Annotated in this window: 13 protein-coding genes; all 13 read left to right on the forward strand. The window is 53.7% G+C overall.

The genetic code is table 11. The features are described from left to right. On the forward strand, nucleotides 1-1128 hold the full coding sequence (hybO, locus tag RS889_RS08000) for a hydrogenase 2 small subunit (RefSeq protein WP_315710147.1): 1128 nt from the start codon (nucleotides 1-3) through the stop codon (nucleotides 1126-1128). 3 nt (nucleotides 1129-1131) lie between these two features. Next, the gene (hybA, locus tag RS889_RS08005; RefSeq protein WP_021016606.1) at nucleotides 1132-2148 is read left to right on the forward strand and encodes a hydrogenase 2 operon protein HybA; all 1017 of its coding nucleotides are present in this window, start codon (nucleotides 1132-1134) and stop codon (nucleotides 2146-2148) included. Beyond that, nucleotides 2135-3334 (forward strand): Ni/Fe-hydrogenase cytochrome b subunit, encoded by a 1200-nt coding sequence (gene hybB / locus RS889_RS08010; RefSeq protein ID WP_021016605.1) that lies wholly within the window; start codon nucleotides 2135-2137, stop codon nucleotides 3332-3334. The genes hybA and hybB overlap by 14 nt, the downstream gene beginning before the upstream one ends. After that, nucleotides 3312-5018 carry a hydrogenase 2 large subunit gene (gene hybC, locus RS889_RS08015; protein ID WP_315710148.1) on the forward strand — a complete coding sequence of 569 codons (1707 nt, stop codon included), beginning with the start codon at nucleotides 3312-3314 and terminating at the stop codon, nucleotides 5016-5018. The genes hybB and hybC overlap by 23 nt, the downstream gene beginning before the upstream one ends. Beyond that, nucleotides 5018-5518, forward strand: coding sequence for a HyaD/HybD family hydrogenase maturation endopeptidase (locus RS889_RS08020; protein WP_315710150.1), 501 nt, complete (start codon nucleotides 5018-5020; stop codon nucleotides 5516-5518). The genes hybC and RS889_RS08020 overlap by 1 nt, the downstream gene beginning before the upstream one ends. A gap of 49 nt (nucleotides 5519-5567) precedes the next feature. Then, nucleotides 5568-6065, forward strand: a complete 498-nt coding sequence (gene hybE / locus RS889_RS08025; protein WP_290183181.1) for a hydrogenase-2 assembly chaperone — start codon at nucleotides 5568-5570, stop codon at nucleotides 6063-6065. A gap of 4 nt (nucleotides 6066-6069) precedes the next feature. Next, nucleotides 6070-6411 (forward strand): hydrogenase maturation nickel metallochaperone HypA, encoded by a 342-nt coding sequence (hypA, locus tag RS889_RS08030; RefSeq protein WP_021016601.1) that lies wholly within the window; start codon nucleotides 6070-6072, stop codon nucleotides 6409-6411. Nucleotides 6412-6488: 77 nt separating this feature from the next. Then, complete coding sequence (gene hypB, locus RS889_RS08035; RefSeq protein ID WP_315710151.1) at nucleotides 6489-7538, forward strand: hydrogenase nickel incorporation protein HypB; 1050 nt, start codon at nucleotides 6489-6491, stop codon at nucleotides 7536-7538. Further along, complete coding sequence (gene hybG / locus RS889_RS08040) at nucleotides 7529-7816, forward strand: hydrogenase maturation factor HybG (RefSeq protein WP_021016599.1); 288 nt, start codon at nucleotides 7529-7531, stop codon at nucleotides 7814-7816. The genes hypB and hybG overlap by 10 nt, the downstream gene beginning before the upstream one ends. After that, the gene (hypD, locus tag RS889_RS08045) at nucleotides 7803-8918 is read left to right on the forward strand and encodes a hydrogenase formation protein HypD (protein ID WP_315710152.1); all 1116 of its coding nucleotides are present in this window, start codon (nucleotides 7803-7805) and stop codon (nucleotides 8916-8918) included. Before hybG ends, hypD begins: the two co-directional genes overlap by 14 nt. Further along, nucleotides 8918-9946, forward strand: coding sequence for a hydrogenase expression/formation protein HypE (gene hypE, locus RS889_RS08050; protein WP_315710153.1), 1029 nt, complete (start codon nucleotides 8918-8920; stop codon nucleotides 9944-9946). The genes hypD and hypE overlap by 1 nt, the downstream gene beginning before the upstream one ends. Before the next feature lie 193 nt (nucleotides 9947-10139). Continuing rightward, complete coding sequence (gene hypF / locus RS889_RS08055) at nucleotides 10140-12425, forward strand: carbamoyltransferase HypF (RefSeq protein WP_315710155.1); 2286 nt, start codon at nucleotides 10140-10142, stop codon at nucleotides 12423-12425. Between the two features lie 130 nt (nucleotides 12426-12555). After that, nucleotides 12556-13032, forward strand: a complete 477-nt coding sequence (locus RS889_RS08060; RefSeq protein WP_315710156.1) for a YlaC family protein — start codon at nucleotides 12556-12558, stop codon at nucleotides 13030-13032. Nucleotides 13033-13134 lie beyond the last annotated feature (102 nt).

Raw genomic sequence — 13134 nt, forward strand, 5'->3', positions numbered from 1 at the left:
ATGAGTGGGGAAAATTTAATGCTTTCCCATCACGGCGTTAATCGTCGTGATTTTATGAAGTTATGTGCAGCACTCGCCGCAACCATGGGGTTGACTGATTCAGCTGCGGCAGAAATAGCGCAATCCATTACATCACCGCAGCGTCCACCGGTGATTTGGATTGGTGCTCAGGAGTGTACCGGCTGTACTGAATCATTATTGCGTTCGACTCACCCGACCGTTGAGACTTTGCTGTTAAATACCATTTCGTTGGAATATCACGAAGTGCTGTCCGCTGCTTTTGGTGAGCAGGCAGAAGAGAACAAACACCGCGCGATTGAACAATATAAAGGGAAATATGTACTGGTGGTGGATGGTTCGATACCGATAAAAGACGGTGGCATCTACTGCGTGGTGGCGGGCAAGCCGATTGTCGAACATATCCGTAACGCAGCAGAAAACGCTGCCGCCATCATTGCCATCGGTTCCTGTTCCTCCTGGGGCGGCGTTCCGGCAACGGGAGGAAACCCGACTGGTGCCGTCAGCTTGCAGGACGTGTTACCGGGTAAAAAGGTCATTAACATCCCCGGTTGTCCACCTAATCCACACAACTTCCTGGCCACTGTAGCCCATATTATTACCTATCAACGAGCTCCTGCCCTGGATAGCCATAACCGTCCGATGTTCGCCTATGGTCGTTTGATTCATGAAAACTGTGAACGTCGCCCGCATTTCGACGCCGGTCGTTTCGCCAAAGAGTTTGGTGATGAAGGTCATCGTCAGGGATGGTGTTTATACCATCTGGGCTGCAAAGGGCCGGAAACCTATGGCAACTGTCCGACGCTGGAGTTCTGCGATATCGGCGGCGGTATCTGGCCGGTAGGGATTGGCCATCCATGTTATGGCTGCAACGAAAAAGGGATTGGTTTTACCAAAGGGATTTTCCAGTTGGCTAACGTGGAGAATCCAACGCCACGAGTTGAAAAACCGGCAACTAACAGTCCTGAAGGTGGACAGAGTTCGGCGACAGCGACCGGGCTTATCGGTGGTGTGCTGGGTGCGGTTGCGGGTGTCAGTCTGATGGCGGTACGCGAACTGGGACGTCAGCAAAAACAGAAGGATGCCGGAAAATCATCCCGGGAGGATTGAGCCGTGAACAGACGCAATTTTTTTAAACTGGCTTCTGCCGGTGCGTTACTGGCCGGCACACCGCTGGCCAGTCAGGCGGAGGCGACCAATAAGCCGCCGATCCCCGGCGCACTCGGAATGCTGTATGACTCCACGTTGTGTATCGGCTGCCAGGCATGTGTGACCAAATGCCAGCAAGTCAACCATCTGGAACACAACCCGGACAGTAAAATTTACACCGGCGGTGCGCCGACCTGGTCCAACAACGACAAACTGAGTCCTTATACCAATAACATTATCCAGGTATGGAGCTCGGGTGATGGTAAAAACAAGGATCAGGAGCAGAACGGTTATGCTTACATTAAAAAACAGTGTATGCACTGCGTTGATCCTAACTGTGTGTCGGTGTGTCCGGTTTCCGCATTAAAGAAAGATCCAAAAACCGGTGTGGTGCACTATGACCCTGACATCTGTACCGGGTGTCGCTACTGCATGGTGGCCTGTCCGTTCGATGTGCCGAAATATGACTATGAAAATCCGTTCGGCAAAATTCATAAATGCGAATTATGCAATCAGCCCGGTGTTGAGCGCCTGGATAAAGGCGGCATGCCTGGGTGTGTTGAAGTCTGTCCTACCGGCGCGGTGATTTACGGTACTCGTGAGGATCTGCTGGCAGAGGCCAAACGCCGTTTGGCACTCAATCCGGGTGATGAGTATCACTATCCGCGTCAGATGTTGGATAAAAACGATACCTATCTGCACGCCGTTCCGAAATATGATCGCTATGTCTATGGTGAAAAAGAAGCTGGCGGCACGCAGGTACTGGTGTTGGCGGGTGTGCCTTACCAGAATCTGGACTTGCCAAAACTGGATGAGCTTTCTACCGGCGAACGTTCCGAGCATATTCAACACACGCTGTATAAAGGCATGGTGCTACCACTGGCGTTATTAGCCGGGATTTCCGTACTGGTCCATCGCAATACCCGTGAAGACAGGCAGGACCATGATAAGTCACAGGAGGACGATCATGACGGCGCATAAAGCAAGTCCGTTGGGTGGGCGCCTGGTCAGTTGGCCCGTGATGCTGCTAGCACCGTTTGTGGTGATCTGTGCGGTGCTTATTCTCAAACGTCTGGTGTTGGGGCTTGGCTCGGTGGCTGACCTGAATGGCGGGTATCCGTGGGGGATCTGGATCTCCTTCGACCTGCTGGTCGGAACCGGGTTCGCCTGTGGTGGCTGGGCGCTGGCCTGGGCGGTATATGTCTTTAACCGTGGTCAATACCATCCATTGGTACGCCCGGCGCTGCTGGCCAGCCTGTTTGGCTATTCGTTGGGGGGGCTGTCCATCACCATTGATGTCGGACGTTACTGGAATTTACCGTACTTCTTCATTCCCGGTTTCTTCAACACCTCATCGGTGCTGTTTGAAACAGCAGTCTGTATGACCATCTACATCGGGGTGATGGCCCTGGAGTTTGCGCCGGTCATCATGGAGCGCTTTGGCTGGAAGGTTTCGCTCCAGCGGATGAATAAAGTGATGTTCTTTATCATCGCGCTGGGGGCGTTACTGCCGACCATGCACCAGTCCTCAATGGGGTCGCTGATGATTGCCGCTGGTTATAAAGTGCACCCGCTGTGGCAGAGTTATGAACTGTTGCCGCTGTTGTCGCTGTTGACCGCCTTTATCATGGGATTCTCGATTGTTATTTTCGAAGGCTCGCTGGTGCAGGCGGGGCTGAAAGGACGGGGACCGGATGAAAAAGTGCTGTTTAACCGGTTGGCACGCGTCACCGATGTATTGGTGTTACTGTTTCTGGTGGTGCGTTTCGGCGAAATTTTCTGGCACCACAAGACCCGTTATCTGCTGGCATTTGATCGCTACTCCATCATGTTCTGGTGTGAATCGGCACTGATGCTGTTCCCGCTGCTGATGTTCCGTCTGGAGCGTTGTCGCCGCGACTCGCGCTGTCTGTTTATCGGCGCAGTCAGTATGTTATTCGGCGCCGCTTTGTGGCGATTGAGCTATTCACTGCTGGCATTCAATCCTGGTGGTGGTTACCACTATTTTCCTAAAGCGCAGGAAATTCTGATTTCCATCGGTTTCGTAGCGATTGAAATCTGCGCATACATCTTGTTAATCCGCCTGCTGCCGGTACTTCCCGCGCTGGAAGGCGTTCATAAGAATCATCAGGCCGAGGTAAAGCATGAGCCAACGCATCACCATTGATCCCATTACCCGCATTGAAGGGCATCTGCGCATTGATTGCGAAATTGAAAACGGGAAAGTCACCAAAGCCTGGTCATCCGGCACTATGTGGCGCGGCATGGAAGAGATCGTTAAGGGCCGCGATCCACGTGATGCCTGGATTATTGTGCAACGTATCTGTGGCGTATGTACCACGGTGCACGCGATTGCTTCTGTACGTGCAGTAGAAAATGCATTGGGTCTGAACGTACCGGTTAATGCGCAATACATCCGTAACCTGATTCTGGCGTCACATAGTATTCACGATCATATCGTGCATTTTTATCAACTTTCCGCGCTGGATTGGGTAGACGTCACTTCGGCATTGAAAGCCGATCCACAAAAAGCGGCTAATTTGCTGAAAGGATTGTCTGCGTGGCCACTCAATAGCGTCGCGGAATTTGCCAAGGTGCAGCAGAAGCTGAAGGATCTGGTCGCCAGTGGGCAACTAGGAATCTTTGCCAACGGTTACTGGGGACACCCGGCGATGGCATTGCCGCCGGAAGTCAATCTGATTGCCGTGGCGCACTATCTACAGGCGTTGGAATGCCAGCGTGACGCCAACCGGATTGTGGCGATTCTGGGGGGTAAATCACCACATATCCAGAATCTGGCAGTGGGTGGCGTTGCCAACCCCATTAATCTGGATTCGCCAAGTGTGCTAAATCTTGAGCGTCTGATGTATGTGAAAAGCTTTATTGACCGGCTGGGGGATTTCATCGAGCAGGTTTATAAAGTGGACTGTGCCGTTATTGCGGCCTATTACCCACAATGGTTGACGTTGGGTCGTGGGGCTGATCACTATCTGAGCGTGCCGGAATTGCCGACCGATGACAAGGGCGGTAGCTTCCTGCTGGCGGGGGGCTACATTGAAAGCGGCAATCCTTCCACCTTCCGGCCGATTACCAGTCATAACGATCGGTTCCTGATCGATGGCATCAAGGAGAGTGGTAAGCACGCCTGGTACAAGGATGACGAACCACTGGCGCCGTGGGAAGGACTCACCCGTCCTGATTACACCGGCTGGCAGGAGGATGGGAAATACTCCTGGGTGAAATCACCGACGTTCTACGGCAACACGGTGGAAGTAGGGCCACTGGCCTGGTTGTTATGCAGTCTGGCTGCCAAACACAAGGATACAGAAACCCATTTTGCACAGCTTGGCGCTGCTTACCGGAAACTCAGTGGCCGCACGCTGGAAGAGAAACAACTGCACTCCACATTGGGCCGTGTGATTGGTCGCACCATACACTGTTGTGTGTTGAAGGATACGCTGGCACACCAATGGCAGGCGTTGGTAACCAACATTGGCAAAGGTGATCACGAGACCTTCATTAAGCCGGATTTTTCTCCGGATACCGAGTTCCGCGGCGTTGGTTTCGGCGAAATGCCACGCGGTATGTTGTCGCACTGGGTGGTGTTCAAAAACGGCAAGATAACCAACTATCAGGCGGTTGTGCCATCGACCTGGACCTCCAGTCCGCGTAACTATGAAGATAAAGCGGGTCCGTATGAACAATCACTGGTGGGAACGCCAGTGGCCGATCCGCATAAACCGTTGGAAGTAGTTCGTACCATTCACTCGTTTGACCCTTGCATGTCCTGTGCGGTGCACGTGGTGGATACGGTAAACGCCAATGAAGTCACACGGGTGAAGGTGCTGTAATGAATATACTGGTGTTGGGGATAGGTAATCTGCTGCTGAGCGATGAGGCTATCGGTGTGCGTATTATTGAGGCGTTGGAACAGCGCTTCATATTTACGCCCGCCATCGATATTGAGGATGGTGGCACGTCGGGGATGGAGCTGCTTGAAACCATGGCTGACCGTGATCACCTGATTGTCGCGGATGCGGTGCTGACGGGAAACGCGCCGGGAAACGTGGTGGTACTACACGATGACGAAGTGCCGGCGCTGTTTACCCGCAAAATATCCCCGCACCAGTTAGGCCTCTCCGATGTATTGATGGCACTGCGACTTACCGGTGAGTTCCCGAAACAACTCACGCTGGTGGGTGTAGAACCTGACTCGTTGGCGCCAGGGATTGGGTTATCTGCTACAGCGACAGCGGCGATAGAGTCGGCGTTGCTGCATATTGTCGCCGCATTACGGCTCAGTGGTGTGACAGTGACTGAGCGTCAGTGCAGTGAGGTGCCTTGTGAGTAATATGGAAAAGCCTGAACACAGTGCTGCGTTGGTGGGCGATCAACACACTATGCCGGGTGAGCGCAAAGAAAATTCACTTATTCCGGTGCATGATCATCATCCGGCGGCCTGGCTGGAAGCCATATTTACCCGGATAGCGCAGGAGAAAATGCAGTCACTGCCTTTTTATCGGGCGGCAGTTCCGGTCCGGGCCTGCGGTTTTACCCTATTTGAACAGCAATGGTTCGGTTGTCTGCTGACGCCCTGGATGATGAGTCTGCTGGTGTTGCCCGGTCCGCAACAGGACTGGCCGAGGCGTACTCTGGCAGAGCGTCTGGCGTTGAGTCTGCCGTGTGGTCATGTCAATTTTATCGTCGGTGAAATGGATGATGGCATTCAGTATCTCTCCTGTTCGCTGATGTCGCCGATAGATTCGGCATTAAGTGGAGAGCAGGCGATACAACTGGCGGAGCAAAGTGCCAAAATGGCGCTGTCCCTGCCAGTGACGGATGGTGAAGTACCGCAGAATCTTGGCCGACGAGCGCTGTTCAGCCTAAATCGGAGTTAGCAGCATGCATGAGATTTCCATGTGCTACAACGCGCTGGAACTGATTGAACAACAGGCCCGTCAGCATGGCGCACGGAAAGTAAAAGAAGTGTGGCTGGAGATTGGGGCGTTGTCCTGTATTGAAGAAAGCGCGCTGCGCTTTTGTTTTGAATCTGTATGCCGTCAGACGATGGCGGATGGCTGTGAACTGCATTTGCAGGTGCAGCCTGCGCGCGCCTGGTGTTGGGAGTGTAGCGAGATAGTCGAAATCACGCAGCATGACGCTGGGTGTCCGCGTTGCGGCAGCTATAATTTACGCGTTGATGGCGGTGACAGTTTGCAGATAAAACAGCTCGCCATTGAGTGACCACTTGTCCCGGAATGCTTGCCGGGCAAAAACGAAAAGTGTCAGAAACGGTTTTGTAACCGGGAGGAATTATCCCTATGTGTACCACATGCGGTTGCGGTGAAGGGGAGAGCAGAATAGAAGGCGATGAACCCCTTCATTCACATGATCACCACCATGAACATGCTCACGAGCACACCCATTCTCATCCCAATACTCACTCACATCAGCACCATCATGCTCACGGGCATTATGATCATCACCATGATGAGGGTGAGGCGCGTTATGTCATTATTCATCACCATCACTATTACCATCAGGGCGACGTCAATCACTATTACTATGCCGCGCCGTCTGCGGAGCCGGTTTCTGCTCCGGTAGTGACCCGTGTATCCGCCGCGCCGGATGAAGAAGACGTGTTCCAGCCAACAGTTGATCAGCAGGATTTGCATTACGGTCAGGGAGTGGCGGGGACTCATGCACCAGGTATTGGCCAGCAACGTCTGCTAAAGATTGAAATGGATGTCCTGAGTAAAAATAATCATCTAGCGGAACATAATCGGGAACACTTTGCGGAACAGAATATTCTGGCGTTGAATCTGGTCTCCAGTCCCGGTTCCGGCAAGACCACCTTGCTTACCAGCACGCTTCATCTGTTGCAGGATCATCTGCCCTGTGCGGTGATTGAAGGTGATCAGCAAACGACCAATGATGCCGAGCGTATCCGTGCGACTGGAGTGAACGCCATTCAAGTCAATACCGGTAAAGGCTGCCATCTGGATGCGCAGATGGTGCATGACGCGGCACATCGTCTGCAACTGCCGGACAACAGTCTGCTGTTTATCGAAAACGTTGGTAATTTAGTGTGCCCAGCCAGCTTCGACCTTGGTGAGCGGCATAAAGTGGCAGTCCTTTCAGTAACGGAAGGCGAAGACAAGCCGCTGAAATACCCACATATGTTTGCAGCGGCATCACTGATGATTATCAATAAGATCGACCTGTTGCCATATTTGGACTTTAATCTGGAAGCTTGTGTGGCCAATGCTCGCCGGGTGAACCCGGAGATTCAGGTCATTGCCTTGTCTGCCCGTACCGGAGAGGGGATGGACGAATGGTTGGCCTGGCTGGAGGGACAACTATGTGCTTAGGTGTCCCCGGTAAAGTGACCTCGGTAGGTGAAGATATTCATCAGCCTGCCTGGGTGGATGTGTGTGGCGTACAACGTGCGGTGAATATCGCGTTGGTGTGTGAAGGTGAGCCTTCTGCGTTGGTGGGACAGTGGGTGCTGGTACATGTCGGTTTCGCTATGAGCTTGCTGGATGAACAGGAGGCTCAGGATACGTTGGAGGCGTTGCAGTCAATGCAGGCTGTCGGACTGGAACTGGATGAAGTACGGCAAACGGGAGCCATTTATGCAGTACGTTGATGAATTCCGTGATCCTGAATTAGCCAAAGCGATATTGCAGCGCATTCAGGCATTGGTGGCGGATATGCCGCAACTGAAGACGCGACCACTACAGTTGATGGAAGTCTGTGGTGGGCATACTCATGCCATCTTCAAATTCGGGCTGGATCGGCTGTTGCCACCGGAAATCGAGTTTGTTCATGGACCGGGCTGTCCGGTGTGTGTATTACCGATGGGGCGTATTGATGCCTGTCTGGAGATTGCCGCCCATCCAGACGTGATTTTCTGCACATTTGGCGATGCGATGCGCGTCCCGGGGCGCAACGGCTCATTGCTGGATGCCCGTCGTCACGGTGCGGATATCCGGGTTGTCTATTCGCCGCTGGATGCGTTGGTGTTGGCGGAAAAAAATCCTGACCGGCAGGTGGTGTTCTTTGGACTGGGATTTGAAACCACCATGCCCAGTTCGGCGCTGACGTTGCAGCAGGCGAAACGGCGTGGTATCAAAAATTTCACGTTATTTTGTCAGCACATCACCATTATTCCGACGCTGCGCAGTCTACTGCAACAGCCCGATTTGCGTATCGACGGTTTTCTGGCGCCAGGTCATGTCAGTATGGTCATCGGCGCGTATCCTTACCAACCGCTGTGTGACCAGTTCCATAAACCGTTTGTCGTGACGGGGTTTGAGCCGCTGGATATTTTGCAGGCGTTGCTGATGCTGGTGCAACAGTTGCACGATGAACGCTGCGTGGTGGAAAATCAATACCGCCGAATTGTGCCGGATAATGGCAATCCGCTGGCCCAGCAGGCGATGGATGAGGTGTTTGAGGTCAAAGCCAGTAGCGAATGGCGTGGTCTGGGTGAAATTGCCTTGTCTGGTATGCAACTGCGCGAAAGCTATGCCGCTTTCGACGCTGAGCGACGCTTCATGCCGAAGCAACAGGATGTGGCGGATGAACCGCTTTCCCGCTGTGGTGATGTGTTGACTGGACGCTGCAAACCGGGTGATTGCCCGTTGTTTGGTCAGCAGTGTACACCACAGAACGCCATTGGTGCGCTGATGGTGTCTTCCGAAGGAGCATGTGCTGCTTATTATCAATACCGCCGGGAGTGTGCCTGATGACGACAGTAGTTCAGCCTAAAGAGATCACGCTGGCCCATGGCAGCGGCGGTCAGGCGATGCAGCAGTTAATTGAGAGTTTGTTTTTACAAGCGTTTGATAATCCATTGTTGGGGCAACGGGAAGATCAGGCGCGTTTGCCGCTGGCGCCGTTGGCCAGTGCCGGTGACCGGCTGGCGTTTACGACTGACAGCTATGTGATTGACCCGATCTTTTTCCCCGGTGGTGACATTGGCAAGCTGGCGGTATGTGGTACGGCCAATGACGTTGCCGTCAGTGGCGCCAAACCGCTTTACCTTTCCTGTGGTTTTATTATTGAGGAAGGGCTTAGCGGTGAAACACTGGTTCGCATCGTCAACTCGATGGCGCAAACGGCGCGGGAAGCCGGTATTCAGATTGTGACCGGTGATACTAAAGTGGTGCCGCGTGGTGCTGCCGATAAAATTTTCATCAATACGGCTGGTATTGGTGTGATTCCGACGGACGTGCGCTGGGGGACCAGTGAAATCCGTCCCGGAGATAAGATTATTGTCAGTGGAACGCTGGGTGACCACGGCGCCACCATCCTTAACCTACGTGAGAATCTGGGGCTGGAAGCTGAGTTGATCAGTGATTGCGCGGTACTGGAACCGATGATTGCTCCGCTGCGACAGATTGATGGCGTGCGTGCCCTGCGTGATGCCACCCGCGGTGGTGTGACGGCTATTTTGCACGAGTATGCGCAGGCCAGTGGCTGTGGCATGGAGGTACTGGAAAGCACGATCCCGGTGAAACCGGCAGTGCGTGGTATCTGTGAGCTATTGGGACTGGAAGCGCTGAATTTCGCCAATGAAGGCAAGCTGGTGCTGGTGGTTTCACCCGAGGCCGAAAATGCGGTACTGGATGCGTTGCGTACTCATCCGTTGGGGCGTGATGCCACCACAATTGGTAGCGTGACAGAGAAAAAGCAGGTCCGTCTGTGTGGGGTATTCGGCGCGACTCGTCTGCTGGATTTACCGCACAGTGAGCCGATGCCGAGAATTTGCTAGTGTCCTTAATTTCTGGGCTATCAAGAAAGTGTCTTTCCATTGTTTATGTGCTTAATCCGTGGTTTTTTCTGACATAATCGGGTTCTTGGGGCGGAGGTGGCTGACCGCCCCTGGCTGGACGTAAACCGGATAGTTGTGGGAGACACAGAATTTTTTAGCGTTCAACATTATTTACGGTGCCCACAGACTCTCTATGTCATCAAACCACAACGGCATTGAAATCCGCGTAAAAGGCAAAGTTCAAGGGGTGGGGTTTCGTCCTTATGTCTGGCAGCTTGCCCATCGACTGCAACTGTGCGGCAACGTCAGTAATGATAGTGCTGGCGTGCTGATCCATCTCTATCCTGCGGCGGCGGCAGATGTGTTTCTAGTGATGTTACAGGCGGAATGTCCGCCGCTGGCCTATATCGACAGCGTGGCGCATCAGCCTTATCACTGGTCGGCTATTCCCACCGAATTTGTGATTGAACACAGCGGCGCCGGGCAGATGGATACCCAGGTAGTGCCGGATGCCGCCACCTGCGATGCTTGTCAGCAGGAGTTACACGATCCCGCCAACCGCCGTTATCACTATCCGTTTATCAACTGCACCCATTGTGGCCCGCGTTTTACCATCATCCGCCAGATGCCTTATGACCGTCCCTATACCGCGATGGCCGCATTTCCACTCTGCCCGGATTGTTTGCATGAATATCAGAATCCGGCTGACCGCCGTTTTCATGCCCAGCCGAACGCTTGTCCGACGTGTGGGCCACATGTGTGGTTGAGTGATGGTCAGTCAACACTGACAACGGGTGATGATGCTATCGTTCAGGCTGCGCAGGCACTGCTGGCCGGGAAGATTGTGGCGGTAAAAGGATTGGGTGGGTTCCACCTGGCTTGTGATGCCACCAACCCGCAGTCGGTGGCATTATTACGGCAGCGTAAACACCGGCCAGCAAAACCGCTGGCTGTTATGTTGCCCGATGAAGCATGGCTGGCGCGTTGCACGACGACGGATGATATCCCGGCGGCATTACGGTTACTGAAAAGTCCGGCCGCCCCGATTGTTCTGCTGCCACTGCGTAAATCGGGGCCGCTGGCGGCGGATATCGCTCCTGCGCTGGACGACGTCGGATTGATGCTGCCCGCCAATCCGCTACAGCATGTGTTGCTGAAGCAGGTAGGGTGCCCGTTGGTGATGACGTCTGGCAATGCCAGTGGCAAACCGCCGGCATTGAGTAACCAGCAGGCACTATCCGATTTGGTGGATATTGCCGATCTCTGGCTGTTGCATAACCGTGACATCGTTCAGCGGGCGGATGATTCAGTGGTGAGGATGCGCGGGCGTCATGCCGAAATGCTACGGCGTGCACGAGGTTATGTACCGGACGCCTTACCGCTGCCACCGGGTTTTGACCCGCAACCGTCGCTGTTGGCGATGGGCGCTGATCTGAAAAACACGTTCTGTCTGCTGCGAGGGAATCACGCCATCGTCAGTCAGCATCTGGGCGATCTGGCAGACAGTGATATCGAACAGCAGTACCAGCAGGCGATCGCCTTGTTTGAGGATATTTACCGGTTTACGCCACAGGCGATCGCCGTTGATGCACATCCCGGTTATCTCAGTCATCAGCGGGGAAAACGGCAGGCGTTACAACAACAGATTCCGTGTATTGAGGTGCTGCACCACCATGCTCATCTTGTGGCTTGTATGGCGGAGCATCAACGCCCGCGTGATGCCGGGCCGGTCATCGGCCTGGCGCTGGATGGTATCGGTTATGGCGACCACGGTCAGTGGTGGGGAGGCGAATGTTTGCTGGTGGATTATGTTCATTGCCGGTCCTTGGGCGGATTGCCAGCGGTGGCCTTGCCCGGCGGTGATCTGGCGGCCCGCCAGCCATGGCGTAACTTGCTGGCGCAGTGGTTGACGTTTGTACCTGACTGGGCTGATTTGTCTGAGGCCGCCGTTATTCCGGCGGCCTCGGTACCGTTACTGACGAAAGCGATTGAGCGAGGTCTTAATGCACCGTTGGCATCCTCTGCCGGACGGCTATTTGACGCGGTGGCTACCGCGACCGGTTTTCCTTCCGTGACCCAGAGTTGGGAGGGCGAAGCGGCCTGTTGGCTGGAGGCGCTGGCCCGACAACATCAGCAGGCGAAGCCGCCGGTTACGATGCCTGTGCTGGAAAACACGCTGGATCTGGCTACTTTCTGGCGGCAGTGGCTGGCGTATCGTGCTGCCCCGGCCGACAAGGCGTATGCGTTTCATGTGGCGTTGGCTCAAGGGCTGGCAGCGCTGGTTCAGCGAGCTGCGGCACAGGTTCAGGTCGACACGGTGGTGCTTTCCGGCGGCGTGATGCACAATCGGCTATTGGTACAGTTACTTCGACAATCGCTGTCTGAGTTTGAGATATTGCAGCCCAGCCGCTTGCCCGCCGGTGATGGCGGTTTGTCGTTGGGGCAGGCGCTGATTGCTGCTGGTCGCTTCTCGTCTTGAGTTGACGCTTAGTCCAGTATGCGTAACGGTGGTGGTTTTAACTCAAGATTGCGCCTTGCCTGGGTGATGATGCTGTGCTTAACTTTTTTGATTAATGTTATTCAGCATATTGCCAACGGGGAGGAACAGCATGGATGTTGTCAGGCGGATTCTTATTGAAGAAATTGAAAGTATTAATCGGGACGAGCGGCGGGACAATCGTATTCGTTTCAGCCGTAAATTTATGGTTACTCACCCCTGGTTGTTTGGCGCGATGCTGGTAAGTTATGTCCCGGTGGCAGTCATCCTGCTTTATTCACCCTATTTCGGTTTACCTTATCTGATTGGATTCACTCTGTTTTTGGCGACGATGGTGCTGGCGCTATCGATGGATATCAGTCCGCGCTATCGGTTTGAAGATATTGATAAACTGGATCTACGGGTTTGTTATAACGGCGAGTGGTATAACCGCCGCCATGTTTCCCCGCAAACGCTAGAAACCATCTTGCATCATCCGCAGATTGACGCCACCGTGAAAACGGGAATTTATCAAATCCTGCAAACCAAGGGGGAGGTGTATTTTTACGATGTATTCTCATTAGCTTATCGTAAGCCATCCGCAGTGTGATATGGCTAATTTGCACTGGTATTGTCAGGACCGTGTTCTTCCTGTGCAGGGAGTGGAGAAAGTGAGAAGACGTGAGGAGATGACAGTCACTGGTTACAGCAT

Source organism: Brenneria uluponensis, assembly GCF_032395385.1.
Taxonomy (GTDB): Bacteria; Pseudomonadota; Gammaproteobacteria; order Enterobacterales; family Enterobacteriaceae; genus Prodigiosinella; species Prodigiosinella aquatilis.